Source organism: Rhizobium aureum, assembly GCF_030182495.1.
Lineage (GTDB): Bacteria > Pseudomonadota > Alphaproteobacteria > Rhizobiales > Rhizobiaceae > Rhizobium > Rhizobium tropici_C.
In genome coordinates, this window is sequence record NZ_JAQJCI010000001.1 from 938,326 (window position 1) to 964,900 (window position 26,575).

Sequence of the window (26,575 nt, forward strand, 5' to 3'; positions counted from 1 at the left end):
AATGAATGCGAGCGACACGGGGCAGCGGTCTTTCCCATCTCGATAGCTTCGTTCTCAAGAGCTGCGTATTTGCCATCATGCGAAATACCTACTCGACAGACTATAACTGGCGAAAGAAGTCCGGATAGATGCATAGCTACCGCCGCCGAAACATGCCGCCTGCTCCCACAATCTTGCGAATTCTTCATTAGCGGATACCAAGCGATGTGATCCGCTTAGCTTAAGGCTACACTTACGTTAGATCATTTTATCAAGCGTGATCGGCAATTCGCGAATGCGCCTGCCGGTCGCGTTAAAGACGGCATTGGCGACGGCGGCCGCCACGCCCGTTATGCCGATCTCGCCGATCCCCCGCGCTCCCATCGGTGCCTGCGGATCGGCGACATCCGTATAGATGATATCAATCTGCGGCACATCCATCTGCACGGGTACATGATATTCGGCAAGCGAGGCATTGACGATGCGGCCCGTCCGCTCATCGAAATTCGTCTCTTCCGTCAAGGCGAGACCAATTCCCATGACGATGCCTCCCTTGAACTGGCTGGTCGCCGTCCTGGCATTCAGAATTCGCCCGGCATCGAATGAACCGAGGAAGCGCGTAACCCGAATCTCTCCGCTAATCTCGCTGACGCGGACTTCGCAGAATTGCGCACCGTAGGAGTGCATGGAGAAAGCCTCCATCTCGGCCGGCTGCGGTGCTTCGGCCTGGCAGACAAGCTCATTGCGGCCGGAACGGCGGAGAATCGATTCATACGTCTCGAAGCGGTCGGCATCATCGCGATGACCGATCCCTCCATCGCGCGGCTCGACATCCGTAAGCGAAAGGCCAGCGAGCGGCGAGGCATTTCCTGCAAGCTTGATCAGCTCTTCGATGAAGACTTCCGTCGCGGCGATGACCGCGCCGCCGATCGAAGCCGTCTGAGTCGAGCCGCCGGCGATGATGCCGCGAGGCAAGGCGCTATCGCCATATTCGAAGGTGATGCGATCGGCCGGGATGCCAAGACGCACGGCGATATGCTGTGTCTGCGCCGTTGCCGTTCCCATACCCATGTCGTGAACCGCCGTCGAAACCGTGACGCGGCCGTCAGCCATCAGCCTGATGCTGGCCGCAGTTCCGGGAAAGCGATGATAGGGATAGGTCGCAGTCGCACAGCCCATGCCGATCAGCCATTCCCCTTCGCGCCGCCGGCGCGGCTGCGGATCGCGGCGATGCCAGCCGAATTGCTTGGCACCCTTCTCATAGGCCTGGAGCAAATGACGCGAGGAGAAGGGCTTTCCGCTCGTTGGATCCTTTTCCGGCTCGATGCGCCTGCGCAGTTCGACCGGATCGATGCCAAGCTTGTCGGCCAGTTCATCCAGCGCGCATTCCAGCGCAAACGTCCCGACGGCTTCGCCAGGTGCGCGCATGAAGGTATTCGCCAGCATATCCATGTCGGCAACCTCCTGGGCCAAGCGGAGGGTTTTGGCGGCATAAAGATGCCGGGCCGGAAAGGTGAACTGCTCGGGGCAGGAATTATGCAGCGTCATCGCGACGATGCCGGTATGAACAAGCGCATTGAGCGTTCCGTCGGTGTTGGCGCCCAGCGCCACGCGCTGCTCCGTCACCGTACGGCCACCGACAAGACGGAAGACGCCCTCGCGCGACAGCATGATACGGACCGGGCGCTGCGCGAGTTTGGCGGCCGCGCATGCCAGGATCTGATGATCCCACAGGCATTTGCCGCCGAAACCTCCGCCGACATAGGGAGAGGTCACGCGCACCTTGCCCGGATCGATGCCGAAAATATCGGCGAGTTGTCCCGCGGTCAGATCGATCATCTGTGTCGCATCGTGCACGCGCAGTTCATCGCCTTTCCAGACGGCCGTCGCGGCGTGCAGTTCGATTGCATTGTGATTGTACCGAGGCGTCCGATAGATGTTGTCCACCTGAACTTCAGACGCCTTCAGGGCAGCTTCCGCATCGCCGATGTCCAGGATCGGCGGCTGGCCGAGCAATGTCTCCAGCTGACGCGGCTTCCTCTTGGCCTCCTCAAAGGACGTGACCGCCGAAAGCGGAGCATAGTCCACCGCGATCAGCGATGCCGCATGGTCGGCTTGCTCCTGCGTCTCCGCGAGAACCACCGCGACAGCCTGGCCGTTCCAGTGGATTTCGTCATTCTGCATGACGGGGAGGTCGCTTGCGCCGGCGGCCGAGGGCGAGGACATCATCAGGGACGGCGCTTTCATCCGGGGCGCGTTCCGGTAAGTCATCACCAGTACGACGCCGGGCGCCTTTTCGGCAGCGGCGGTATCAAGCTCCGATATGCGGCCCCGCGCGATCTTGCTGAAGACGAGAGCGGCGTAGCACATGTTTTCATAAGGATATTCGGCTGCAAAACGGGCCTTGCCTTCAACTTTGAGCGGCCCGTCGACGCGTGAGATCGGCCGTCCGAGCGCACCGTGCTTGCGCAGCAGCGGATCGGATGTGACGGCCGGCTGCCATTTGCCGGGGATTCCTTTCGGGGTATCGGATTGTACGCTCATGCGCCCTCTCCCTTCAACTCATCGAGAACGGCGACGATCGTTCGTTTCGCCAGCTCGATCTTGAATCCATTGTCCTTCAGCCCAATCGCCGCGGCGAGTTCCGCTTCGGCTGCCGCGCGAAAGCTTTCGACATTGGCAGGCGCGCCTTTCAGGACCGCTTCGGCCTTCAAGGCGCGCCAGGGCTTGTGGGCAACGCCGCCGAGTGCCAGGCGGACATCGCGCACCTTGCCCGCCTCGTCGATGTCGACGGCGGCGGCAACAGAGATCAAAGCGAAGGCATAGCTCGCGCGGTCGCGCACCTTGCGATAGGTGGAACGCCGGGCGAAGGGAAGCGGTGGAATTTCCACTGCGGTGATCAGTTCGTTCGGCTGCAAGTCTGTTTCGATATTGGGCCTTTCTCCGGGCAGTCTATGCAGATCCAGGAAAGGCATGCTGCGCAAGCCGATAGGACCCTTCAGGTGCAGCCTCGCATCCAACGCGGCAAGCGCGACGCACATGTCGGACGGATGGGTCGCGACACAGGAAGGCGAAGCGCCAAGGATCGCATGATAGCGGTTGAAACCGTCTCTGGCGTCGCAGCCGTCACCCGGATGCCGCTTGTTGCAATGGGCCGCATCGTCATAAAAATAGCGACAGCGCGTGCGCTGCAAGATATTGCCGCCGACGGTTGCCATGTTGCGGATTTGAGCGCTTGCCCCCGCAAGAATGGAGCGGGAAAGCAGTGGCAAGGCCGAGCGGACGTAGGAATCTGCCGCAAGCGCGGTGTTCTTTGCCGCGGCGCCGATCAGAAGACTGCCGTCGGAACGTGGCTCGATGTCGGCGGGCAATTGCGTGATATCGATCAGCATGTCCGGGCGTTCGATGTCTTCGCGCATCAGATCGACGAGATTCGTGCCTCCCCCTAGATATCGCGGCGCGTTGCCGGCTTTGGCAAGATCGATGGCGGCGGCGGCGTTGGATGCCTGCTCGTAGGAGAAGAGGTTCATGCCCGTACCCTCCTCTCGTTCTCGCTTTCACTTTCCGCGAAGGTCTGCGAGATGGCCTCGACAATGCCGTTATAGGCGCCGCATCGACAGAGATTGCCGCTCATTCGTTCGCGAAGCTCGATCTCATCGAGAACGACGCTCGCTGCCGAAAGGTCCTTCGTGACCGCACTCGGCACGTTGCGATCGACCTCATGCATCATACCGATCGCGGAGCAGAGCTGCCCCGGCGTACAATATCCGCATTGAAAGCCTTCGCATTCGACGAAAGCCTGTTGCAGCGGATGAAGCCCGCTTTCCGAAGCAATACCCTCGATCGTCGTGATGCTGCGGCCCTGATACTGGATTGCGAGCGCCAGGCAGGAATTGATGCGCTCACCGTCGACCAAGACGGTGCAGGCGCCGCAAGCGCCCTGATCGCATCCCTTCTTTGTGCCGGTAAAGCCAAGGATATTGCGCAGCAGATCGAGCAGCGATGTGCGAATATCGGCTTGCACCTCAACGTCTTCACCGTTGATCGTGAACTTCATGATCTTTGCCTCCCTGATGGCAATCGATGCATATCGGGTAATAGCGTCCAGCCAGTGTTTCCAGGCCGGCATCCGATCCGTGGACTTCACGCGCCTTTGCCTGGCAGCCGGGGCAGAGCAAGCTTGCTCATCTCGAAGCCTCCGCTGCTGCCTGAGCGACAACCAGACGGGCGGCCAATTGTTCCCGGAAGATTGCGCGTGCCTTGGATTTAGTGAGGACCGCGCAGCGCTCGTTCCGGCTTTCACGATGTGGCAGGGCACGAAAGCAATGGCATTGCGCCGATCGGGTCCCTTGGAACCAGAACAGCTCTGCGAGGATTAAATCTCCTTGAACGGAGAACACGCCCATGATCCGCAAACTGAAATCCGGCGAATACCGGCTTTACTCGCGCAAGGTCGATCCGAAGACAAACAAGCGCAGGAATCTCGGCACCTTCAAAACGCGTGAGGCTGCCGAAAAGCACGAGCGCGAGGTGCAATATTTCAAGCGCCACTAGCCGGCTGCCAACGAAGCAGCGGCCTGAAGCGTCCAGGCCTACCGATGATGGGTAGGACCAGGACTCGCGATGATCGAAGGCGAGCTTTTGGCCGCCTTACCGATTTATCGTGGCCATACCCTTGCTTTCGGTCGATTTCATCACGCCAGACAGTGATCTTGCGGAGAAAGCATGCTTTCATCTGAATGTGAGACGATTGAATTATCCCTACCAGGAAACCATTCCATAGATCATATTGGGTATAGGGAGCATGAAGGTGGCTGAAATCGAACTGAAGCTTGATCTGTCGCATTTGGAGATGGACAGCCTCGTCGCGTCGGACCTTCTCGGCGAACCCGCCGAGACGGTCGAGCAGCATTCGATTTATTTCGATACGGACGACCGCAGATTGTTCAACGCAGGTTTCACACTCCGTATCCGCCGCTCCGGCGCCGCGAGGACGCAAACGGTGAAGGCAACCGGTCCCAGCGCGTCGCTGTTCGCCCGATCGGAATGGGAGACCGCCGTCGAGACAGATGTCCCTGCCCTCGACCATACGAGCCCTCTTCTCAATCAGTTCGGCGATATTCGGGAAGATCTCCTTCCCCAGTTTGAGGTTTCCATCGACCGCCGGATTTGGAACCTGGTCGAGAACGGCTCCAAAATCGAGCTCGCTGCCGATCGGGGCACGGCCGCGGAGGCTGATCGACAGGCGCCTATCTGCGAGATAGAACTGGAACTGAAGGACGGCGATCCGAAGGATTTGTTTGCTCTCGCACGCAAGATCGAGGCGATCGTTCCGTTCAAGTTCGGCGTCCACTCCAAGGCCGAGCGCGGCTACCGGCTGCTGGCCGCAGCGCAACATGTGCATAAGTCAGCGGAAATCGACCTGGAGTGGCGGTCGAGCGCCGTCGATGGATTCAAGGCGATAGCGCAGGCCTGTTTCCGCCAATTTCGATTGAACGAAAACGTACTGCTGCATCGAAGAAGCGCGGAAGCGCTTCATCAGGCGCGCGTCGCGATGCGGCGGCTGCGATCCGCCGTCTCACTCTTCAAGCCGGTCCTGGACGATGAAGCTCGCCGACTATCCGGCGAATTCCGTTGGCTGGCCGGTGTGCTGGGCGAAGCCCGCAACATCGACGTCCTTTTGCCGAAAGCGAAAGACGGGGATTTTGCAGATAGGCTGCAGCAAGCCCGCGAAGCCGCCTATGACGAGGTCGAGAATGCGCTGGGATCGCCCCGCGCCAGAGCGCTGATGCTGGATTTCCATGAATGGCTGCACACGGGCGCCTATCTGGATGGACCGGCGAAAGACAAGACGATCGGCGAACAGGCGGTCGAAGCGCTCGACAAGATGCGGAAAAAGCTGAAGAAGCACGGCCACGATCTCGCACATGTCGACGACGAGCAGCGGCACGAGGCAAGGAAGGATGCCAAAAAGCTGCGCTACGCCGCGGAATTCTTCAAGACGCTGTTCGCCGACCATAAGGAGGCTCGCCGCCACAAGCGCTTCATCAAGGCCATGGAAGAATTGCAGGACCAGCTTGGAGCGCTGAACGACCTGACGACCGGCCCCAGCGTGCTGGAGAAGCACGGCCTGCAGGACCACCCCGAGGCCGCATCGGTCATCCTGCATGCCGACAAGAGGTCATTGATCGCGGCGGCGCAGGCGGCCCTCGACGACGTCCTCGACACGAAGCGCTTCTGGCGATAGGCGTGCCTCCCGCGCGATTGTCGACTTTTAGAGCGGTTCGGCTGCGGTTTGGATATCGCAGCAGACCCATTCATCGTTGCCTCGCCATCGCATTTGACATGGACTCCCGTCCACAAAGGAGTACTATCAAAACATCGTCACCAACCGATCAAGTAGGCGGTGACGACTGAGGGTTTATACGTGCTCCCGCCTGCAAGGACGTGGGAGAGCATGGTGATCCTCCTGAAACCAGCAAAATTCCCAAAAGATCCGACGCTCCGCGCCATGCTGCGGAATTGGGCACGCCGGTTTCTCGCCAGCGAAACGGCTGTAAACCGCGTCGTGGAGAGGACGATCAATGTTGCCTGTGACGATCCCGAAATCCTCAGTGGCGCAAACATGAACGATGCCTTGTTTGCCCTTGTGCACCGGCACGCATTGGATGAGCTCCACTCGACCATGGCACGGCATTCTGAGACGGAAATGTCGATCCTTCCGCCGTTGGGTGACATTCAGCACCAGGCATTCCGGTAAAAATTCCAGCTTCGAACTCTTCCCGCAAGTTGAATGGGAAGCCAAGTGCCCAATCGTTTGCCCCTGTGATTTCACGTCCCCGATACGTGGAACCAATTGTTCTGCTCTTTGTTCGATTTAGGTTCGACAAATGCAGGACGCATGCGGATGACCGGCAACCCAAAAAATCCTCCCAAAATTCGAGCTTATGACGGTCCAGCCGGTGGCTGGGGATCGGCAAGATCAGTGGGTGAAGTGCTGCTTCGCGAGCACATCCCGGCAAAGGGACCGAACCTGCTTGCGCATCAGAACAAACCTGACGGCTATATGTGTGTCAGTTGCGCCTGGGCAAAACCGGCGAAGCCTCATCCATTGGAATTCTGCGAGAATGGCGCAAAGGCCACGGCCTGGGAAGTCACCGATCGCAGGGCGGATGTGGAGTTTTTCGCCCGACACTCCCTCGCGGAATTGGCGAGCTGGAGCGATCACGATCTGGAAGAGCAGGGCCGCCTGACGCAGCCCATGCGCTTCAATCCCGATAGCGACCGGTACGAACCCGTCGAATGGGAGGCGGCCTTTGTCGAAATCGGCCGCGAACTGCGCGCCCTAGCCCCCGAACAGGTGGATTTTTACACCTCCGGCCGAGCCTCGCTTGAAGCATCCTACATGTACCAGCTCTTCGCGCGCATGTACGGAAGCAACAACCTGCCGGACTCATCGAACATGTGCCACGAAAGCAGTTCCGTCGCGCTGCCGGAGAGCATCGGCGCGTCCGTGGGCACCGCAATCCTATCCGACTTCCAAAACTGCGACTGCATCTTCTATATCGCACAGAATGTCGGAACTTCTTCCCCTCGCCTGCTGCACGACCTGCAGGATGCCGCGAATCGGGGCGTACGGATCGTTACCATCAATCTCCTGCGCGAACGCGGACTGGAGCGTTTCAAGAATCCGCAGGCGCCGAGTCAGATGCTCTCCGGCAAGGAGACGATTATTTCCACCGAATATTATCAGGTGCGCAACGGTGGGGATACCGCAGCTCTGTTCGGCATTTGCAAGGCTTTGATCGAAACGGATGATGCCTTGCGCCTGACTGGTACCAGCAAGGTCACCGGTGCGGACGCCGAGCCGAAGGATCAGACCAATGCCGCCCAGGTCGTCTTCGCCGCCTCGATCGCGGCGGCCGACAAGAAACACATACTGGATCACGACTTCATCAAGGAACACACGACGGGATTCGAGCAATTTGCCTCGATCACGAGAGCCCATTCCTGGGAGGAGCTGGAACGCATTTCGGGCCTCAGCCGGCAACAGATGGAACAGGCCGCGAATACCTATGCAAACGCCCAGGCGGTGGTCATTGCCTATGGCATGGGGGTCACTCAGCACATCATGGGTGTCGACAATGTGCACATGATAGCCAACCTCGCCCTGCTGAGGGGAAATATCGGCAAGCCAGGGGCAAACATATGCGCCGTGCGCGGCCACTCAAACGTGCAGGGACAGCGCACCGTCGGCATTACGGAAAAGCCGGGCCTGGCGCCGCTCGATAAGCTGGCACAGCTCTATCGTTTCGAGCCGCCGAGGTGGCTGGGCCATTCGACGGTCGAGACGTGCGGTGCCATCTTGCGTGGAGAGAGCCGTGCCTTCATTGGCCTCGGCGGCAACTTTCTGCGAGCTGTGCCCGATACCGACCTGATGGAAAAGGCCTGGCGAAAGCTTCGCCTGACGGTCGCGATCGCCACGAAGCTCAATCGCTCGCACGTCATCCATGGCGAGATCGCCTATCTGCTTCCGTGTCTTGGGCGCCTGGAAATCGACGAACAGGAGAGCGGTCCGCAAGCGGTTTCGATCGAAAGTTCCATCGCGCATTTTCACGGTTCGCGAGGGCGAGCAACACCTGCAAGCACAGGTTTGCGTTCGGAGCCGGCGATCATTGCCGGCCTCGCCAAGGCGACGCTTGGCGCCACTGCAGTTCCATGGGACAGATGGGTCGCGAACTATGCGGAAATCCGCGACGCGATCGAAGAGACCTATCCGGAGACATTCAAGAACTTCAACAAACGCCTTTTCCAGCCCGGGGGATTTCCGCGCCCGCTTCCGGCGCGCGAACGCAAATGGGTAACGCCGACAGGGAAGGCAAACTTCATCGCGCCGGCCCGCCTGTTTCCGGAATTCGATATCCGCGGCGATACCAGCCGCCTTCTTTATCTTGCGACTCTGCGCTCCAACGATCAGTTCAATACCACCGTCTACGGCTACAGCGATCGCTTCCGCGGCGTGGAAGGAACCAGGATGGTCGTGTTCATGAATGGTGAGGACATCCGCCGCCTCGGTTTTGTCGAGGGCGAGAGCATCGATCTTCACACCGCGCTTGCAGATGCGGCGGGCAGACACATCTCGGGCCTGCGGATCATTGAATACGCCATCCCTGAAGGATGCTGCGCGGCCTATTACCCTGAAGCCAATCCGCTGTTTCCATTGGCTCATCACGACAAGAAATCAAAGACGCCGTCCTACAAGCTTCTGCCGGTCTTGGTCTCTCGCTCGATCGGTACGACCGCCGTGGATTGATGACGCTCGTTACCCTGCTCCTTCACGTTAATCGCGCTACGTTTGCTTCCGAGAGGAAAAACCATGCACTCGATCGAGCAACGCGAAAAACACCTTTCGAAACTGCATCCCTCCTCGCTCATCGTTCTTTGCCTCGGCGTCATCGTTGCGCAAGTCGACACATCGGTCGTCAACTTGGCGATTCAACCAATCGGCAAGAGCCTCGCGGCTTCGGTCACGCAATTGCAGTGGGTCGTCGATGCCTATAACCTTGTCTACGCCGCCCTTCTCATTACCGGCGGCCTGCTGGCTGACCTTTATGGGCGGCGTCTGACTTTCATCATCGGCTGCATCATCTTCACAATTGCAAGCCTTGGGTGCGCCCCGGCTCCAGCGATCGCGATCCTGATCGGCGCCAGGGCGGTAACCGGCTGCGGATCCGCCCTTCTGATCCCCGCCTCTCTCTCGCCCATTCGGGTGATCTATCCGGACGAGAAGGTTCGCGGGCGCGCGCTCGGCATCTGGGCGGGATGCAACGGCATGTCGCTCGCCATCGGACCGAGCCTCGGTGGATATCTGATCCACAGCTTCGGTTGGCGGGCTGTCTTTCTTGTCGTCGTTCCCATCGGTGTGATGGCTGCCATCGGGGCATTGCTTTGGGTTCCGGAGAGCGCGGGCCGAAAGGGAAGATCCTTCGACGCGCTCGGCCAAATCTTGGGCGTGGTATCGCTGGGGGCAATCACCCTCGCGGCCATTGAATCCTCGCATCTACCCTTGCTCTGGACCATCTTGCTGGCGTCTTGCGGCTTGGTTCTGCTCTCGTTTTTCGTTGTGGTGGAACGGCGCCTGGATCAGCGTGCTCTCGTGCCGGTCCCTATGTTCTCCAACAGGCGGTTCAGCGGCGCCATGGTGGGAACGGCCGCAATGACTTTCGGCATGTATGGCACGCTCTTTCTGTTTCCACTCACCTCGCTCGGTCTTGACAGATTGGACCCGACCGATGTCGGCCTGGCGCTCCTACCTATGGCATTGAGCTTTGTGGTGATATCGCCTTTTTCCGGCTCGCTTTCAGAAAATTTCGGCAAGCAGCGAACGATTACGCTGGGGCTGGCTGTGATGGGTCTGGGAAACATGCTGCTGGGCATTGCTTTTACCGAAAACCTGTTGATCGCCGAGGAATTCGGCCTGCTGCTGACCGGCATCGGCATGGGTTTGGCGACGGGGCCGCTCACGGCAGTCGCGGTGTCGAGCGTGGGGAGCGAACGAGCCGGAACCGCAAGCGCACTCATCAACGTTGCGCGCATGGTCGGCGCTACCATCGGCGTGGCGTCACTCGGATCGGTCTTTGCATGTTTCCATGAGCCTCAGCTCGGCTTCATCACAGCTATGCTATGCGGCGGCGTCACTCAGCTTCTCGGCAGCGTCGCGGCATGGAGATACCTGTCACGGACATGAGCGCTTTCGGATCACGCATTCTTCATATCTCCGGTTTTGGAACTTCCGGCAGAGTGGCTTGTTCGGTTGCGGTTCAATCGGGTGCCGATGATGACGATAGCGATCGTGATCGGATTGCTGATGATTCTGGCTGCAAGCGGTAGCCTGCTTGTCTGTGCATGCATCGGCTATGTCGATTACATGCTCGAGAAAAGGAGAGACCTCCTACTTCTCAGGCAAGCTGCCAAGCGCCGCGGCAGGCTTTGATTCCATCGCCACTACAACATGAAGACGCCTCCGCGTCTCATCGGCAGATTGCGGTTCTCAGATCAAATCAGCACGGAGATTCAACGATGCAAGCCGTACGAATTCATCGTTTTGGTGGGCCGGAAGTCATGCAGCTCGACCAAATCGAGCAGCCGATACCAGCGACCGACGAAGTCGTCATCAAGGTTTTTGCCGCGAGCGTCAATCCGGTCGATGCGAAGATACGCGAAGGCAAATATCCCGTCGTCACCGAAGAAGATTTCCCGTATGTGCTCGGTCGCGACGTCAGCGGCGAAATTGCCGATGCGGGCCAATCGGTTTCAAGTTTTCTGATGGGTGACGAGGTTTTCGCCTTTCTGGCACCGGATCACGGCGGCTACGAAGAATTCGTGATCGCCACATCGGACGAAATCGCCACGAAGCCTCAATCACTGGACCACGTTCAAGCCGCTGCCGTGCCGCTTGCGGGCATCACGGCATGGCAGGGCCTCTTCGATCACGGCAAGCTCGAAGCCGGCCAGCGCGTTCTCATCCATGGCGGCGCAGGCGGTGTCGGCCACCTTGCAATTCAGTTCGCCAAGGCCAGGGGTGCTTGGGTGGCGACTACGGCTTCAGCGGCTGACCGGGATTTCCTGAATGGCTTGGGCGCCGACCAGATCATCGACTATAAATCAGAACGCTTCGAGACTGTCGTCGAACCGGTCGATCTCGTCTTCGATCTTGTGAGCGGCGAGACACAGGATCGGAGCTTTTCGATCATCAAAAACGGCGGCGCGTTGATTTCCACCCTGACGGAGCCCAATAGACAGCGCGCCGAAGCCCGAGGCATCAGGTCCGGCCGCTACACCGCCCAGCCGAACGGCGCACAGCTCCAGAAGATCGCCGAACTGATCGACAGCGGCAGGGTGAAAGTCCACGTCGATCGCACCTACGGGCTTCGTGAGGCAGCCGCGGCACAAGAGGCCCTTCAAGAAGATCACATCCGAGGCAAAATCGTCCTGAAGGTGCTGAACTGAATGAATTGAAAGTGGGTACTTAGATTGTCATTGGTGCAGGCCCTATAGGTCGCAAAACTGCTCGGCTTCTTGCCGAGGAGGGCCATAAAGCGACTCTTATCAGCCGCAACGCAGGGGCGATGGATGCCGGCGCGGTGCGCACCGTTTCGACGGACGCGACTGATGTGGAAGCGTTGGCGCGCCTCAGCGATGGGGCCGATGCGATCTTCATGTGTGCGATGGCCGCCTATCACCGCTAGCCAACCGATTTCTTCCCCATTCTGGATGGAACTCACAATCTTGAACAGACCCGTCCTATCGGCGTGACGTGGGAAGCGAACCGATTGCCGACGGCAGCGCAACATCATTTCCCTGATCTCGTTTCATCGAACGGCGCCAGAGACATGGTCATCCTGCTCATGACTTAAGCCATCGAGCATCTGAGGCCATCTGCCGTCAGATCGTGCTGCGCAACGAATTGAAATGCTGCATCATACGCTCCGCCGTCGGTCGGATACCGGTGAACAGTTCGAAAGCCTTCACCGCCTGAAACACCGCCATACCGCCGCCATCGAGAACGCGGCACCCCTTTTTTCTGGCAACCGTCACCAATTCGGTTTCGATCGGAAAATAGACGATTTCGGCGACCCACAGGCGATCCGACAGGAGTTGCGCGTCGAGCGGCAATCCGGGATGGGCGGCCATGCCCGTCGGCGTTGCGTGAACCAGGCCATCAGCAGCATCCAGGGCCGCGGCCAGATCATGGCCAACCGAGAAAGTGCAGGTGCTGTGAGCCGGCTGCAGCTGATCCACGAGTGCCTTTGCGCGCAAGGGATCGAGATCGAATATTTCGATCGAACCTGCTCCCATCCCAGCCACAGCATGGGCAACGGCAACGCCGGCCCCGCCCGCACCCAGCTGCACGACGTGATCGAGTGAAACGCCGGCCAGTCCGCGCCGGAAACTTTCGGCAAATCCCCACCAATCGGTATTGTGCCCGATCCTGCGGTTCCCTTGGAAAACGACCGTGTTGATGGATCGCAGCGTCTGCGCATCCGGCGACAGCTCGTCCATCAGGGCGACCGCCGCCTGCTTGCAGGGATGGGTGATGTTGAGGCCGGCAAAGCCTTGCGCCTCTGCCTCGTCGACAAGAGCCGGCAGGTCCGACACGGAAAGGCCACGCGCATCCAGGTCGATGAGATCGTAACGATAGGACAGGCCGCAATGTTCGCCTTCATGCATGTGCATGGCCGGCGTTAGCGAACGGCCAATGCCGGCACCGATCAATCCGACATGAAGCTGGCGCGGAATAATGGCGGCTTGAGTATTCAATTTTTCCTCCCGAGCGGCAAATCGAAGCCATGCCACAGGCTTGCCTGCAAAATGTACGAACTAGTACGTAAAGTCAATAAGAGGCATACTTTCCCGCCCCGGGAAAATCCCCAGCCGCAAACCAGGCGGCTTTGGGCGCCGTCAAGCCAATTCGGAAGAAGGCTGTCTTAGAAAGGCGAGAATGGCGTCGATGATCAAGGACTTGTGCCGCTTCTTCAGCTCCTCCGAGGACAGATCCCGCTCGAAGATCGCTCCGAAGGTGTGGCGATTAGAAACGCGAAAGAAGCACTGGGCGCTGATCATCATATGCAGATCGACCGGATCCACGCGACGCACGAAGCTGCCGTCGGCATAGCCCCGTTCGAGAATGTCCGTGATGATATCGATGACTGCGATGTTCGTCTGCGACAGGACGACCGAACGCTTCATATGCTCGGCACGATGGATGTTTTCGATGCTGACGAGGCGCACGAAATCGGGATTCTGATCATCGTGGTCGAAGGTGCTTGCGATCAATTGCGCCATCGCCTGGACGGGCGGCATGTTTTCGAGATCGAGCTCGCTCTCCAGCGTACGGATCTTCGTATAGGCTTGCTCGAGAACGGCGAGATAGAGCCCTTCCTTGCTGCCGAAATAATAGTAGATCATGCGCTTGGACGTCTTGGTGCGCTCGGCGATCTCATCCACGCGCGCACCGGAAAAACCGGCTGCGACGAATTCCTCGGTCGCGATCTTCAGGATATTTTCCTTGGTCGCGTCTGGATCGTTCTTTCGCGTCAGACGCTCGATCTTGGCCGCTTGCGCTTTCGTCATGCCCTGCCTGTCTTCCTGGGTCTGCCCCTGCCCATCATTGAAGATCAAAGCTTTAACACAGGCTTTACACGGATGGGGAGAGCCTAAAGTTTCGGCAGACCAATCGGCCGCAGGTGACGCCTGAGCGCAGCGATGCGGAAAATGGCGTTCGCCGCACCATATCCGCGATAGCCGCTGCGCTGGACGATCTCGAAGAAGAAGCCTTCGCCATAGGTCGGGCTGTAGAGCTGGAAGTATTCGCCGTGATCGTCGCGATCATAGAGGATGTTGTGAGCCTTCAGACGATCGGTGAAAGCCGGATCCAAACCAAACCTCGCCTCCAGATCGTCATAATAGTTGGGCGAGATCATCAGGGTGGCAAAGCCGTTATCCGATAAGGCAGCCGCTGCCGCGAAGATATCGTCCGTTGCAAAGGCGAGATGCTGAATGCCCGAACCAAAGGTCTCGGCGATAAAATGCCCGGCCAGAGTGTTGCGATTTTCCGCGCCGTTCAGCGTGATGCGCAGACTGCCCGGCTCGTTTTCGACGACCTGGCTGCGAACGACGCCGGCGGGATCGATAATATCGACCATCGGCGTCTTATGTGCATTCAAGATTGCCGTATAGAAAAGCAACCAGGTCAGCAGCTCCTCATATTTCGTCGTTTGCGCGACATGATCGATCCTCGTCAGACCGATTGGCCGCAGATCGGTCTCGTCGTTGACGGGATCGAATTCGATCTCCCATATGCGTCCGAGGGGGCCTTTGTGGTCGAGAAAGTATAGGACTCCACCGCCGACGCCCCTGACACCAGGCATTTCGATCTCACCGGGATCCAATGGCTGCTCGAAACGTTCCGCACCCAGGGCCACAGCCCTCGCAACTGCGGCTTCGGCATCATCCACCCACAATCCCATCGCATAGGCCGATTGCCCATGCAAAGCATAGGAGGCGCCGGCGAACCCGTCCGGATCGGTATTGACGACCAGATTGATATCGCCCTGCCGGAAGACATCGACACGCTTGGTCTTGTGACGCCCCACATGGCGAAAGCCCAGGGCTCGCAGCCGATCGGACAGAACGGGCGCCTCGGCTTCGTCGACGGTGAATTCGATAAAGGCGATGCCGTCCACATCGGCACACGCAGGCATGGGCGGCAAAGTCAGGCTGCTGTTCTCCGCGCGGCGAACCTGATCGCCGAGATAGACGAGCGACCGCCGGCCGTCGACGGCAATGGCAGTCGGCGAGCCGCCGCGAAACTGATCGTTGAAGATTTCCAGCGACAGATAGCCGTCGTAGCCTGTCGCGGCGACAGCCTTCATGAATTCGAGAACAGGAAGATCCCCCTCACCCGGCATGTTGCGGAAGTGGCGGCTCCAATAGAGAAGATCCATGTCGATCAACGGCGCGTCGGCAAGCTGGATGATGAAGATCTTCTCCTTCGGGATCGACCGGATCGAATTGACATCGATCTTGCGCGACAGCGTGTGGAAGCTGTCGAGAATGAGACCGATATTCGGATGATCGGCCCGGCGGACGATTTCCCAGGCATCACGGTGATCGTGAATATGCCGTCCCCAGGCAAGCGCTTCGTATCCGACGCGCAGGCCGCGCTTGGCCGCTCTCTCGCCGAGTTCGAAGAAATCGGCTGCGGCGCGATCGATCCCGCCCAGCGCCGCGGACGAAACGTTGGAGCAGACGAGAACGAGGTCTGTCCCCATTTCCTGCATCAGATCGAACTTGCGTTCGGCCCGATCGAAGGTCCGGCTGCGCAAGGGTTCAGGCATGCCCTCGAAGTCCCGGAAGGGCTGAAAGAGTGTGATTTCCAGCCCATGATCCCGAACCATTTGCCCAACCTGGCGCGGCGATTCATCGAAGGCGAGGAAATCGTTCTCGAAGATTTCGACACCATCGAAGCCAGCCTTGGCGATGGCCTGAAGTTTTTCCTTGAGGTCACCGCTGATCGAAACGGTCGCGATCGAGGTTTTCATTGTTTCATCCCGTTCACTTGGCGATTTTCAACAAACTCATCCGCGATCGCTAGCCGTCATCGCTGTCTCGAAGCCAGCTGCTAGACAGTCCGATCGACGTGGCGAACCGAGGCTGCAAAGCGTCGTCCGTCCCTGCCGAGCTGATCGATCGGCGTTCGGTAGGTCTCCGTTGCCGTTGCCGCAGAGACGGCAGCAATCAAGGCTGTAATCGATGTAAACACGGCAACCGGCACCCATCCCATCGGTCCGGTGCCCATCACGGCGGCGCTGATCGTGGGTGCGAAACCGCCGAGCGCAAAGCCGATCTGGGTGCCGACCGCCATGCCGGACAGACGCACACGGGTATCGAACATCTCCGCATAGAGCGCCGGCCAGATGCCGTTGGAAGCGCTGTAGACCACGCCCGAGAGCAGAATGCCGAGAACGAAGACGAGTAGGAGATTGTTCTGGCTGATGGCCCAGATGTAGGGCCAGATCAGCACCGCGCAGCCGACGGCGCCGAAGATGAACACCGGTTTGCGGCCGATGCGATCTGCAAGAGTGGCCCATGCCGGAATGGCGCCCAATGCCACGATATTGGCCAACACCAGAACGGTCAGCATCGTCGAGCGATCGATATGCATGGTATTGACCGCATAGGACAGCGTGAAGACGCTGAAAATGGTGCTGACGACGGAAATCAACGCGGCAAAGACGATGCGAAGAACATCGGCCCAATAGTTGGTAAAAAGCGAGACGAGCGGCACTTTTGCGACCTCGCCCTTCTTTGTTTCCTGCAGGAAGGCAGGCGTTTCAGCGAGCGTTCGGCGGACCCAGAATCCGACGACGACGACCACGAAGCTCAGAAAGAAGGGCACGCGCCAGCCCCATGACATCAATGCGGCCTCATCGAGCTTTCCAAGCGGGATGAAGACCAATGTGGCAAGGATCAGTCCCGCTTGCGTTCCGCTCAGCGTGAAGCTTGTGAAGAAGGCGCGCCGATTTTCAGGGGCATGTTCGAGCGTCATGGAACTGGCACCAGCCTGTTCGCCGGCAGCCGAAATGCCCTGCAGCAGGCGCGCGAGAACCAGAAGAATCGGCGCCAGAATGCCAGCCTGATTGTAGGTCGGCAGGCAACCGATGATGAAGGTCGAAAAGCCCATGAGAAGCAAAGTGAAGGTCAGCACCTTCTTGCGGCCGAACTTGTCGCCGACATGACCGAGAACGACCGCTCCCAGCGGCCGCATGATGTAGGCTACGCCAAAGGTTGCAAATGAGGCGATGGCCGCTGTTTGCGGATCTTCCGCCGAAAAGAAGATTTTCGGAAAGATCAGCGCAGCCGCTGTCCCGTAGACGAAGAAATCATAGTACTCGACGGCACTTCCGAGCCAACTCGCAAGCGCTGCCCGCCTGGGCGTCTTCTGTTCAACCTGTGTTGTCATTGTCGTTCCTCCCCGAAATTCCGATGTCAAAAGAGCGCCGCGACCGAGATGCGCAGGGTTCTATCCCGCACTCGCTCGCAGGACATTCAAGGTCATCCTGACGGTCATCGGTGCTGCCAGGGCAGCATTCCTCACTCCTCCGACCAATAATGTACGAACTAGTTCGTTTTGTAAAGCTCTAGCATTTCGCGATGGCTCGACGCATGGCTTGCGACGACGCACCGCGTCGCCGGCTCGGCTTTTACCCGCGTGGTCGCTTGCTCGGCTTTGTCGAAGCCTGGGATGTGTGTGATGACGGCTCTACGTCGCAAGGCGTGAGGCTGTCGTCGCCGTTAAGGTGACTCAACTGGTATTCGATCTCGATGGTCAGCCGCCGAAGGATCAGGCCCACGGAGTGAAGGACAAAGGGGTGATGCAAATGTTTCGCATGGCGGACGGCAACGCCGCATGCCTCGACATCGAGGGCGCCCGAACTCTTCTCAGAAGACGGTGCCAGTGAACGCCAGGATCAATGAATAGCGGCGGAGGTGGGCGCGTTGACCTTCGTCGACCAGATGCCGATATAGGTTCCGATCAACATCATCGCGATGTCCTCTGTCGTGTGATAACCATCACGAAAGAAGTCGAGGGCCGCACCGACGAGGGCGCTCGAAGCCTCGTCATCCGGCGGCACTTCATAGAAGCTATACCATTCCACCACAGCTTCCGCGAGCATTCGCCAATCGTTTCCTGTGGGAACGCGATGAGGCATGGCAGATCTCCTCCGATCTTATTGGGGGCGGATGTAGCGGACCCTCGCAGCAATTCAAGGAAGCGGCCGCTTTCATCATCCGGCTGAGAGAAACTCCTCGGCCGTCATGATTTCAGATTGAACGGAGAACCGTCTTTCGAAAAGCGTAAGTGCGGCTTCGTGCGCATCGTCGTCGCCGCTGCAGACCGCATCTTTTAAAACGACGACCCCATATCCGAGCTCGACGGCGCCAAGCGCGGTAGCCATGACGCAGACATCCGTCTCACCTCCAGTGATCACCAGGGTGTCTACGCGTTCTTGAACAAGACTCCGATGAAGGCGACCATCGGTCCAGGGCGAATAGGTGTGCTTGTCAAAGATGCGCGCCGGCGGAACGTAGCGCTGAAGCGGGTCAGCAAGCAGCAGCAAATCGTGCGGAAGTCGATTTGTGGTCATCATTTCCCATTTTTCGTAATAATCCCGCCATTTCCCCGGCATGCCGTCTGGACTCGGCGGTGGAATGAAGCGGGTAAAGATCGTACGCTCGGGAAACCGCCTCGTCACTTCGGTCACCTGGTCCAAAGTGCGCGCCATCCAAGGCACATGCCATGGCGTCTCGTCAAGGAACATCCGCTGCATATCGATACAAAGATGCAGCCAGGTCCTCATGCAGACACCGCCTTAGCGATCCATGGCGAGCTGGGCTTTTGTCGAGGTGGCCGATTCCCACTCTTCATTGCCGCCTCAAGTCGATGCTTTCGTCGCGATCTGCAATAACGCGATCTCCAATATCCCGATGTCGGCCAAACAGCCGACATGCGATAATGTTCCGGAATTATGGAATTTTGCCCATGTCCATCTATTTCGCCGACGCGAATTGGGCGAATGGATCGCGCAGCTGCCGAAGCAAGGGAAGGAACCTTCGGGTGCTGTCTGTGTTTGGATGCGGATAGATCGCGGAGGAAGAACGACAATGCCAGCGACAGAGAACCGAAAATACAGCGCATTGATCGTATACATCATCCTCATCGTGGTGGTGGGATGTGTGCTGATTATCGGTAGCATAGCCCTTTATCGCGGCGATGCTGAACGGCCCGGTCAAACGTCTCCCCATGCCCTCGATCAAACCCAATGAAAGCGAAAAATCGGTGTAAACCAACTGCGCCTCAAGCCTAAGATCGTGGGCAGTTCATAGACGGGCAGTTTCCCGGCATTGTCATTCACTCTCTGGAGGTGCCGTAATGCTGGACATCAGGACATTCCTGACCTTTTACGTCGCCGTTCTGGCAATTCAGCTCTCGCCAGGACCGGACATGGTTTTAGTCATTGGCCGAGGCATCGGTCAGGGCCGGCGCACTGCCTTTTTGAGTGCCCTCGGCATGACGCTTGTCTCCGGCGTCATCCAGATTTCGCTTCTGATCTTGGGTATCGCATCGCTGCTGCGCGCCTCGCCGCTGGCTTTCGATATCTTGCGCTAGGTGGGAGGCGGCTATCTTGTGTGGCTCGGAATCAGGCTGGTCTTGAAATCCATACGGCACAACAAACAAGGTTGGCGGGCGGAAATGCCGTCAATCTCGGATACGGCAGCGTTACGCGAGGGCGCAATCAACAATCTGACCAACCCGAAAGCACTCGCCTTTCTGTTTGCCTTTCTACCGCAGTTTGTCGATCCGATGAGCTCTTGGCCCGCGGCGGCGCAGATCCTTCTTCTCGGAATGGTAACAAAACTCTCGAACTTCCTCATCCTGAGCGCGGTCGCTTATGGCTCTGGTACGCTCGGCAGCTGGCTTTCGCGCCGACCGATCCTGATCGCGTGGCAAGAGCGATTTGCCGGCAGCATCATGATATTGCTCGGCCTGCGGCTTCTCTTTGCCGGCGACACTTGTTCGGCGTGACGCTTCCGCCGCATGCCAACCGCCTTAACGGATCCGTCCGATACTTGGACGTTCCCATCGCCTGCCATAGGACGCCCGCGGCGTCTTCAGCGCGTCAATCCGAAAGCAAATCCTATTGCCATGGCTGCCAGAACGGAAGCGATCGGCTTTTCGCGAATTCGCCGCCCAATCCCCAAAGTGCCGAGATCGGTATTTGATCCCATTGACGAACCGGATTGATCCTTCCGGCGTGCAAGGACACTCCCAGGTGTATCGCCAGCCTTATCCTCAAGGGCAATAGCACCCATGGCTGATGTGTGTGTCACCGAAGCCGGATCCGAGGCCGGAAAAGTATTTTCAAGCGCTTTGTCAAGTTCGCTTGCCGGGCCGTTTCTTTGCTGCCGCTTCTGTTCTTTCCGCAAGGATTGAACTGCTGGTGATTCATTTCGCTCGGGCATTTTTCGCTCCGTTAACAAAAGATCGGATCGGAAGAAGATATTCGGTGAACGCTGCCGCCGGCATAGATACTCCTGTAAAGGCAACGGCGATTTGATCGATTTGTTCCAACGACTTGCTTGCACCACCCGGTCGGCTCCCGACGCCAGCAGGCTCGCTCTGAGTCCGGACGATCAACGGTCGACCTGCGTGGGAAGAATCGTGTCGACCGAGACCTTGCCTTCCAATATACCCCGTTTCAGGTCGGTTCGGCCGCGATCGATCTCGATGACGGTATAAAGCTTATCGTCGCGAAACGCGCTCGCGTTACTGGTCGTTACATCTTCGGCGGGTGCTGCATCGACTTCCATAAAATCAAGCTCGCTGCCCGCTGCTACAATGCGAGCGTCGCCCGCGGTTCTCGCTGCCACGATGATCGTGCCTTGATTGGGCGCATTATCCCAATGCGGATCTTCTGGGGCAGCGATGGGTTCCAGGCGATAGACATTCAGCGTCTGCGCGCCATCGATCGTGGATGAGAGGGTAGCTGCATCTTGCAATTGGGCCTTGCTCTCGACGGAACGTCCGAATCTTGTGCGGCTGGTTGCGTTGTTGACATCGTCGGTTCCCGTTCTCGACACATTCGACATGTTGTTGTTCTCCTATCCCTGCCCTCTCCTTCTTCCGTTTGATCCTAACTGCCGTGCAACCAAATTGGTTCCGGGTTTCGAGATTGTCGGGGTGATCACGGCGAACGGAGGCGGAGATGTCGTGCTGCCGCTCCTGAAGGCAGAAGTGGTCAGCACCGGCTGGATCAATTCCGACACGCTCCCGGCGGACTGTGGCGCAGCCCAGGCAGCCCCGGAACCGCTGTTCATCGTGCGGCATATTTCGCGCCGTGACAGGCCCTCCCCCGCATGGCGCCGCTGGAGCGGCGACGCGCTTGTGGGAATCCTTTTGCCAGGTCTCCTGCTATTGATCGGCACCCTGCCGTTCTGGGGTGATTTCCGTCGCTATTCCCTAGCGCAGGCGGTCTTGCACGGCGGCACAAGTGCCGCGGTCGTCGGGATTCCCGAGGCAGCGCTTTATAATGGGTTCAGGCTTCGTGCTACTCGTCGCCTAGCGCACGCCACCACGGGCGGTCGTGCTCCTGATAAGCGCGGGAGGTCTCTTTCATTTGAGATATTCGGCCATCGCCAATTACTTTTGGCGATGGCCGCAACGCTTATTCTGCCACGGCATTGACGACGCGGCAGAGATTGTCGCTCATGCTGGGAGCCACCTGCCCCTGCGGCACCATGAAAACGGCATCGACACGGCTGCCCTTGCCACTCTTTCGGACGACGACGCGCAAGGTCTGAGGGCGGCCGGATCCGGTCGTTTCCTGTTGAGCTGTCAGCGTGCCGAGTTGTTTCTCGACATTCACGTCCACAAAACCTTCAGCCAGGACCGCCCTAGATACCTTATCGAAGGCGGCGGCAGGACCGACGGAGGGGAATTCCATCCAGGTCTTGTAGGTTACACCGGTGACGAGGGGGACGCCGCTGCTTTGGTAGTGCTGCGAACATACACTGGCTGCTGCGGACGTGAATGAAAGTGCGACAAATGCAAAAGCGCAAATTATCTTACGCAAGGGAATTTCCTCTGTTGACGAATGACTGATGCATACTTCCGTGATTGCTCATGCCGTGGTCACGGCCAAGCTTTGCGACTGCGGCGGCCTACCCCCTTGGTTCCCTGCAGCGTTGAAAGGCACTCGTTTCCTTCGCGCCAGGGATTGGGAGTATAACGGGTTTGACAGCTGCGACGATGAATAAAAGGCGACCTCGGCGGACCCGCCTATTCGTATACCCCCGCACATAATTGTCACCTTTGAAAAGGAATTGCGGCCCCTGACCAATTTCCATTCCATTTCAGGAAGATAGCAGTAAAACTTTTCCGAGCAACGACAACAGCTCGTTCATCTTGTGCAGTTTCGTCCAAAACAAGTGCACGCAGGTTCCAATCTTGGCACGACGATCTATGGCAATCTCCCCTCCCACGGAGGAGCACGAGGTCACCTCGAGCGAGGCCGATCGAGCTTGAATTCCGAGGAAGGCGCCGGCCCTCAGCCGCTACTGCGCCTTATGCCATTTCGAACGCTCGCAGACCGTGTCATAATCCGAGACCGTCGGTGTGCCGTCTCCAAAGCTGCTCACCTCCAGCTCCAAGTCACCCTTGCGGTAGTAGTAACTGCAATACGCCAAACCCGTGCCCGCGCAATCGGTCGTCTCGACGATCCCCATCTTGCGAAGACTGTCGCCGAAAGCATCCGGGTAGGATGGCGGCGGGCTCTGAAATGGCTCCCATCCCTTGGCAATGATTGCCCGTCGGACTTCGGTGATGGGCTTGCCATAGATATTCGGCACCACCGCCTTGCCGTCGCAAACCTGCTCCTCAGGCGCCAGCGGTTTCACCTCCACATCCCCACCTTCAAGCTTGATCTCGCCGATAGGCATCTGCACGAGATCACCGTCGAGAATGCGCAGATGGTTATTGACCGCGGTAATCCTGCCGATCGTCAGCTTGCTGTTCTTGTCGGTATAAATCAGAGCCAGCAGGTTCGAACCGTCAAAAAGCGCAATGTTGCCTTGGTCTATGGCGCAGGCAGAACCGGTCGCCTGATCGAACTCGGCCGCGAAGCTGACTGCCTCGTAGGGGCCGAGTTTCGCCTCACCGGTTACCCCCCAGCCAAGATCGGAGGCAATCTTGGCGCCGGCGCTTTTGGTCTCGGGCAATACACCGCATGATGGCGCTCCGGAGGTATCCGAGTCCGGTGCCTCGGGCAGTTTTGCGAGACGGGTGATCTTCAGACCTGGCACGGCGGATTTCAGGGCCATCCGGTCTTTCCCGCTCGCCGGAGCGGCGAATGAACCCATCGAAGTCAGCAGGGCGAAGATCAGCAGAGCATAGACCGCCGGGAAAATGGAGAAACGTTTGAAGGCAAGCATGGGTGGAGGATGCCGATCGGTGGAAAAACTCAGTGATGTCTAGTGAAAGGCCAAACATCCTTCAAGGCATGCTGCCTAATGGCCGGTTTGCCCATGTCCATTTCGAGTGTACATTCGTACATCTCGTGCTCTCGCAGACGAACTTAGCGATCCGGCACGCCGAAGGGCAAGGTCCAGCCCAAGGGGCCGTTGACCGGCTTCTCGCGGGGATGAAGGGCAATCGTTCCTGACACTGAATTCGAGCGAGAGACGACTTCCAGTGTCTCACCCGGCGTATGGCCGAATTCAGTCTTGAAGAGACGATAAAAGTACTTCTCGTTCGAGAAACCATGTTTCCATGCAAGCTCCGCTATATGGAGTCTTGGCCCGCTCGGATTTGCCAGCATCTGATAGGCCCGGCGCAAACGCTTCCGCTGTATCTGCCGCATGATGCCCCCATTGCCCTCGAACAAATGGTAAAGCTTCGCCCGCGAGACCCCGATATCATGGCAAATCCGGTCCGGCGTCAGATCGGGTTCGAGTAAATGGGCATCGAGATAGCGCAAGATGCGGCCAAGCAACAGCTCGCGTATCGGGCCGGCCGCCTCCTGCATCGCATCGGATGCGGACGAAACCGCGGCCGTCAGGAGTTGCAGTGTCGATTGCACCACATAGGGGATTTCCTGCGGCCGCAAGCTGGTGAGATTGCGCAGCAGCGAAACGAGATGATCCGTCAGGAGGTGGGCGACCCCAGTTGAAAGCGTATGTCCATGCAGGAGCACTGTTTGGCTCGGCAGCAGATCCCGCGGAACGGCAAGCGATATGGTATTGTCGGCCTCGACCAGGCAGTCGTTGACCTGGGCGGCATCGAGTACGAACAAGTCGCCGGCCGTCTTGATCGATGAGGCGTCGGTCGATCGATAGGTGAAGCGGCCACTCAGAATTGACGTAAATCGGTAAAAGTCATATCCGTCGGTCCGGATGCGCCGCTCGGATCTGAGGACTTCGTAGGCGGCAGGCCGGCCTTGGCGAAGCAGCCTTCTGCCGGACAGGATGAGCGGGCCAAGCGCGGCACCGGTCGCCTCCGCGTCGAAGGGGCCAGATTCAAAGTCCTGTAACCTGCAGTCGCAGTGATTGTCCTTTACCCAGAGATGAAACCGATCTTTCTCGGGCAAATTAACGGTTGAAAAATTGTAGACTAAATCGGACGATGTCTGCGTCATGAATGCAATCCCGGCCCCTTTTGGCCTGCAAGCATAGATAGGCGAACCATAACTTGTGGCAATAGGCTGGTTGGACCGTATTGAGTGTTTATCAGAATTGCCTTTTCTAAATTAGAAAACACAACTTTATTCGAAGCGCGATCGATAAGGAAATCTGCATGAAGCATCTCTACAAGCGCCTCATCGCCCCCCTGCTGGTGAGCCTCGCGCTGGGCGGCACGGCGAACGCGGCGGATCCTTCCTATGATCGTTACAAGTCCTGGCTGATTGCATGCGACAATGGTTTGACCTGCGAAGCCAAGGGTTTCGAGAATGGCGTCATAAGCCGTCCCGACATGCACTTTCATCGCGCCGCTGGCCCTAATGCGCTCACCGAGGTGGCGATTGGAGTCCCGTTTCCGGTCGGCTTGAACGATTTTCGCGCCGATGGCGTATCCTTGCATTTTGGATCGGCATGGCAGCTCAGTCGCGATGAAAATCTCACAACGATCTCGACCAGCAATCCCCAAGCGGTCATGGAGCTGCTTTCGGCTTTACGCAATGCCGCCCAACTGGAAGTTGGGGCCGATAAAGCCGTGATCCCGCTCGATGGCATGGTCGCTGCTCTGTTGCATATGGACGATCGTCAAGGCCGCCTCGGCAATGTGACCGCTTTGATCAAGCGAGGCGCCGCTCCTGCATCAAGCGTGGCAGCCGCTCCTGCCTTGCCCATCGTCGCGCGTCGAAAGATTGATATCGCTTTATCCGATGTGGAAAAACAGCGGCTTATCCTCCAGGCAAGAAATTCCGGCAAGGCCGTGTTTGAGGCGGAAGAATGCGAGGGCAACGCATCAGGGGAAGATCTAATGGAGGAAGCTTACCCGCTCGACGCCGATCACGCCCTTGTATTCATTCCCTGCATCATGGGCGCTTATCAAGGGTCATCGCTGGCTTTCATCGTGCCACGGAACGGAAAGGGTGCTCCCATTCCGTTTCAGCCGATACTTCCTCTCGGCGGTGACGGAACCGAACTGAAAATACTAACGGAACCGGGCTTTGACATGAAGAGCGGATCATTGCAGATGGCAGGCAGGGGGCGCGCGGTCGGCGATTGTGGGCTTACCGCCGAATGGGTATGGGATGGCGCGCGGTTTCAGCTGGCGGCGGTATCCTATCAGGGGACCTGCGGCGGCAGTCAACTCGGAGATTGGCCGGTTCTGTTTCGGACGAGGTGAAGGGTAATACTCTTTCTCTCTGATCTGATGCCCTGCCCCGGTGAAAAGTCGCATGGTGCACGATTGTCCGAGATAGGTGTACCTGCGTTTGGATTTTGCGAACCGGCTGGAGGAAGATCACCGCAGGCGTTAGCTACGAGCTGCCGCTCGGGGGACGACCCATGCCAGACCGAGCCTTCGTGCGACAGCACATTGCCGCTAAGAGTCTGAGGCATTTATGCGTAGGTTTATACTGTTGCTTGCACTTCTTGGCATTGCAGATGCCGCTTATGGCAAGGACGTCTATCTCTATGACCTCCTGAAGGACCCGGTTCACGCCCAGTCATGGAAAACCATGCTGTCATCGGCAAAACAGGCGCCGGCCTGGGTCCGCGACGGGAACAGGTTTATTGCGGAACCGGTCAAAACCATATCCGCTGACTCGACAGATTACTCGCTCAGCATCATCGCCGAACAGCATGCAACCAATGACGGCCAAGCGGCAATTCTCTTCACCATGGATGGGACGCAGGCATGGGCGGAAATCCAGGAAGAGGGAAGCCAAAAGCGCTATTTGGGCAACCCCTCGGCAGCGCAAAAGAATGCGCTCGACAAGGCTCTGGCGGAATAATCACGCCAAAGCACCCA

The 26,575-nt window shown here is 58.4% G+C and carries 26 protein-coding genes and 1 pseudogene; 12 read left to right on the forward strand and 15 right to left on the reverse strand.

Going from position 1 to position 26,575, the window contains the following annotated elements:
* Nucleotides 1-237 precede the first annotated feature (237 nt).
* Genes PH552_RS04375 through PH552_RS04385 form a run of 3 tightly spaced genes read right to left on the reverse strand, consistent with a single transcriptional unit; the run spans nucleotide 238 to nucleotide 4,036 of the window.
* Nucleotides 238-2,523 (reverse strand): xanthine dehydrogenase family protein molybdopterin-binding subunit, encoded by a 2,286-nt coding sequence (locus PH552_RS04375; RefSeq protein ID WP_285165551.1) that lies wholly within the window; start codon nucleotides 2,521-2,523, stop codon nucleotides 238-240.
* On the reverse strand, nucleotides 2,520-3,509 hold the full coding sequence (locus tag PH552_RS04380; RefSeq protein ID WP_285165552.1) for an FAD binding domain-containing protein: 990 nt from the start codon (nucleotides 3,507-3,509) through the stop codon (nucleotides 2,520-2,522). Before PH552_RS04380 ends, PH552_RS04375 begins: the two co-directional genes overlap by 4 nt.
* Nucleotides 3,506-4,036 (reverse strand): 2Fe-2S iron-sulfur cluster-binding protein, encoded by a 531-nt coding sequence (locus PH552_RS04385; protein ID WP_113248979.1) that lies wholly within the window; start codon nucleotides 4,034-4,036, stop codon nucleotides 3,506-3,508. Before PH552_RS04385 ends, PH552_RS04380 begins: the two co-directional genes overlap by 4 nt.
* 347 nt (nucleotides 4,037-4,383) lie before the next feature.
* Here PH552_RS04385 and PH552_RS04390 point away from each other — a divergent pair, with 347 nt between their 5' ends.
* The 7 genes from PH552_RS04390 to PH552_RS04420 all read left to right on the forward strand — a co-directional run bounded on the left by PH552_RS04390 (nucleotide 4,384) and on the right by PH552_RS04420 (nucleotide 12,227).
* A complete protein-coding gene (locus PH552_RS04390) occupies nucleotides 4,384-4,533 on the forward strand; it encodes a hypothetical protein (RefSeq protein WP_112345624.1) in 150 nt (49 codons plus the stop codon).
* Between the two features lie 256 nt (nucleotides 4,534-4,789).
* Complete coding sequence (locus PH552_RS04395; RefSeq protein ID WP_483315465.1) at nucleotides 4,790-6,226, forward strand: CYTH and CHAD domain-containing protein; 1,437 nt, start codon at nucleotides 4,790-4,792, stop codon at nucleotides 6,224-6,226.
* A 210-nt stretch (nucleotides 6,227-6,436) separates the two neighbouring features.
* Complete coding sequence (locus tag PH552_RS04400; RefSeq protein WP_113248982.1) at nucleotides 6,437-6,739, forward strand: hypothetical protein; 303 nt, start codon at nucleotides 6,437-6,439, stop codon at nucleotides 6,737-6,739.
* Between the two features lie 147 nt (nucleotides 6,740-6,886).
* Nucleotides 6,887-9,292, forward strand: a complete 2,406-nt coding sequence (locus PH552_RS04405) for an FdhF/YdeP family oxidoreductase (protein WP_285165554.1) — start codon at nucleotides 6,887-6,889, stop codon at nucleotides 9,290-9,292.
* Between the two features lie 63 nt (nucleotides 9,293-9,355).
* The gene (locus PH552_RS04410; RefSeq protein WP_285165555.1) at nucleotides 9,356-10,726 is read left to right on the forward strand and encodes an MFS transporter; all 1,371 of its coding nucleotides are present in this window, start codon (nucleotides 9,356-9,358) and stop codon (nucleotides 10,724-10,726) included.
* 332 nt (nucleotides 10,727-11,058) lie between these two features.
* Nucleotides 11,059-11,988 carry an NADP-dependent oxidoreductase gene (locus tag PH552_RS04415; RefSeq protein WP_285165556.1) on the forward strand — a complete coding sequence of 310 codons (930 nt, stop codon included), beginning with the start codon at nucleotides 11,059-11,061 and terminating at the stop codon, nucleotides 11,986-11,988.
* A gap of 29 nt (nucleotides 11,989-12,017) precedes the next feature.
* Complete coding sequence (locus PH552_RS04420) at nucleotides 12,018-12,227, forward strand: NAD(P)H-binding protein (protein ID WP_285165726.1); 210 nt, start codon at nucleotides 12,018-12,020, stop codon at nucleotides 12,225-12,227.
* 196 nt (nucleotides 12,228-12,423) lie between these two features.
* On the opposite strand, the gene PH552_RS04425 is transcribed toward PH552_RS04420, so the two are convergent.
* The 6 genes from PH552_RS04425 to PH552_RS04450 all read right to left on the reverse strand — a co-directional run bounded on the left by PH552_RS04425 (nucleotide 12,424) and on the right by PH552_RS04450 (nucleotide 18,902).
* Entirely contained in the window at nucleotides 12,424-13,299 is an 876-nt protein-coding gene (locus PH552_RS04425; protein WP_285165558.1) for a shikimate dehydrogenase, read from the reverse strand.
* 141 nt (nucleotides 13,300-13,440) lie between these two features.
* The gene (locus PH552_RS04430; protein WP_112345617.1) at nucleotides 13,441-14,112 is read right to left on the reverse strand and encodes a TetR/AcrR family transcriptional regulator; all 672 of its coding nucleotides are present in this window, start codon (nucleotides 14,110-14,112) and stop codon (nucleotides 13,441-13,443) included.
* 83 nt (nucleotides 14,113-14,195) lie between these two features.
* Complete coding sequence (locus PH552_RS04435; RefSeq protein WP_285165559.1) at nucleotides 14,196-16,082, reverse strand: bifunctional sugar phosphate isomerase/epimerase/4-hydroxyphenylpyruvate dioxygenase family protein; 1,887 nt, start codon at nucleotides 16,080-16,082, stop codon at nucleotides 14,196-14,198.
* 80 nt (nucleotides 16,083-16,162) lie between these two features.
* Nucleotides 16,163-17,503, reverse strand: a complete 1,341-nt coding sequence (locus PH552_RS04440) for an MFS transporter (RefSeq protein ID WP_113248988.1) — start codon at nucleotides 17,501-17,503, stop codon at nucleotides 16,163-16,165.
* Between the two features lie 508 nt (nucleotides 17,504-18,011).
* Nucleotides 18,012-18,254: a hypothetical protein gene (locus PH552_RS04445; RefSeq protein WP_246698504.1), complete on the reverse strand. Its 243-nt coding sequence runs from the start codon at nucleotides 18,252-18,254 to the stop codon at nucleotides 18,012-18,014.
* A gap of 75 nt (nucleotides 18,255-18,329) precedes the next feature.
* The gene (locus PH552_RS04450) at nucleotides 18,330-18,902 is read right to left on the reverse strand and encodes a cysteine hydrolase family protein (RefSeq protein WP_113248990.1); all 573 of its coding nucleotides are present in this window, start codon (nucleotides 18,900-18,902) and stop codon (nucleotides 18,330-18,332) included.
* A 22-nt stretch (nucleotides 18,903-18,924) separates the two neighbouring features.
* On the opposite strand from PH552_RS04450, the gene PH552_RS04455 reads away from it, so the two are divergent.
* Together PH552_RS04455 and PH552_RS04460 are read left to right on the forward strand one after the other, a co-directional pair.
* Nucleotides 18,925-19,368 (forward strand): hypothetical protein, encoded by a 444-nt coding sequence (locus PH552_RS04455; RefSeq protein ID WP_285165561.1) that lies wholly within the window; start codon nucleotides 18,925-18,927, stop codon nucleotides 19,366-19,368.
* Between the two features lie 106 nt (nucleotides 19,369-19,474).
* Nucleotides 19,475-20,128 (forward strand): annotated as a pseudogene (locus tag PH552_RS04460) (LysE family translocator).
* 86 nt (nucleotides 20,129-20,214) lie between these two features.
* Here the strand turns inward: PH552_RS04460 and PH552_RS04465 are convergent.
* Nucleotides 20,215-20,691 carry a hypothetical protein gene (locus PH552_RS04465; protein WP_285165742.1) on the reverse strand — a complete coding sequence of 159 codons (477 nt, stop codon included), beginning with the start codon at nucleotides 20,689-20,691 and terminating at the stop codon, nucleotides 20,215-20,217.
* 45 nt (nucleotides 20,692-20,736) lie between these two features.
* A complete protein-coding gene (locus PH552_RS04470) occupies nucleotides 20,737-21,192 on the reverse strand; it encodes a hypothetical protein (protein ID WP_285165562.1) in 456 nt (151 codons plus the stop codon).
* On the opposite strand from PH552_RS04470, the gene PH552_RS04475 reads away from it, so the two are divergent.
* Nucleotides 21,191-21,787 carry a chromate transporter gene (locus PH552_RS04475; RefSeq protein ID WP_285165563.1) on the forward strand — a complete coding sequence of 199 codons (597 nt, stop codon included), beginning with the start codon at nucleotides 21,191-21,193 and terminating at the stop codon, nucleotides 21,785-21,787. The genes PH552_RS04470 and PH552_RS04475 overlap by 2 nt on opposite strands.
* On the opposite strand, the gene PH552_RS04480 is transcribed toward PH552_RS04475, so the two are convergent.
* The 4 genes from PH552_RS04480 to PH552_RS04495 all read right to left on the reverse strand — a co-directional run bounded on the left by PH552_RS04480 (nucleotide 21,768) and on the right by PH552_RS04495 (nucleotide 25,081).
* Nucleotides 21,768-22,175 carry a hypothetical protein gene (locus tag PH552_RS04480; RefSeq protein ID WP_112345609.1) on the reverse strand — a complete coding sequence of 136 codons (408 nt, stop codon included), beginning with the start codon at nucleotides 22,173-22,175 and terminating at the stop codon, nucleotides 21,768-21,770. The genes PH552_RS04475 and PH552_RS04480 overlap by 20 nt on opposite strands.
* A gap of 481 nt (nucleotides 22,176-22,656) precedes the next feature.
* Nucleotides 22,657-23,532: a hypothetical protein gene (locus tag PH552_RS04485; RefSeq protein ID WP_113248995.1), complete on the reverse strand. Its 876-nt coding sequence runs from the start codon at nucleotides 23,530-23,532 to the stop codon at nucleotides 22,657-22,659.
* 143 nt (nucleotides 23,533-23,675) lie between these two features.
* The gene (locus PH552_RS04490) at nucleotides 23,676-24,734 is read right to left on the reverse strand and encodes a helix-turn-helix domain-containing protein (protein WP_285165564.1); all 1,059 of its coding nucleotides are present in this window, start codon (nucleotides 24,732-24,734) and stop codon (nucleotides 23,676-23,678) included.
* On the reverse strand, nucleotides 24,731-25,081 hold the full coding sequence (locus PH552_RS04495; RefSeq protein WP_285165743.1) for a hypothetical protein: 351 nt from the start codon (nucleotides 25,079-25,081) through the stop codon (nucleotides 24,731-24,733). Before PH552_RS04495 ends, PH552_RS04490 begins: the two co-directional genes overlap by 4 nt.
* On the opposite strand from PH552_RS04495, the gene PH552_RS04500 reads away from it, so the two are divergent.
* Entirely contained in the window at nucleotides 25,019-25,948 is a 930-nt protein-coding gene (locus PH552_RS04500) for a DUF1176 domain-containing protein (protein ID WP_285165727.1), read from the forward strand. The genes PH552_RS04495 and PH552_RS04500 overlap by 63 nt on opposite strands.
* 217 nt (nucleotides 25,949-26,165) lie before the next feature.
* Nucleotides 26,166-26,558 (forward strand): Ivy family c-type lysozyme inhibitor, encoded by a 393-nt coding sequence (locus PH552_RS04505; RefSeq protein ID WP_285165566.1) that lies wholly within the window; start codon nucleotides 26,166-26,168, stop codon nucleotides 26,556-26,558.
* Nucleotides 26,559-26,575: the final 17 nt, after the last annotated feature.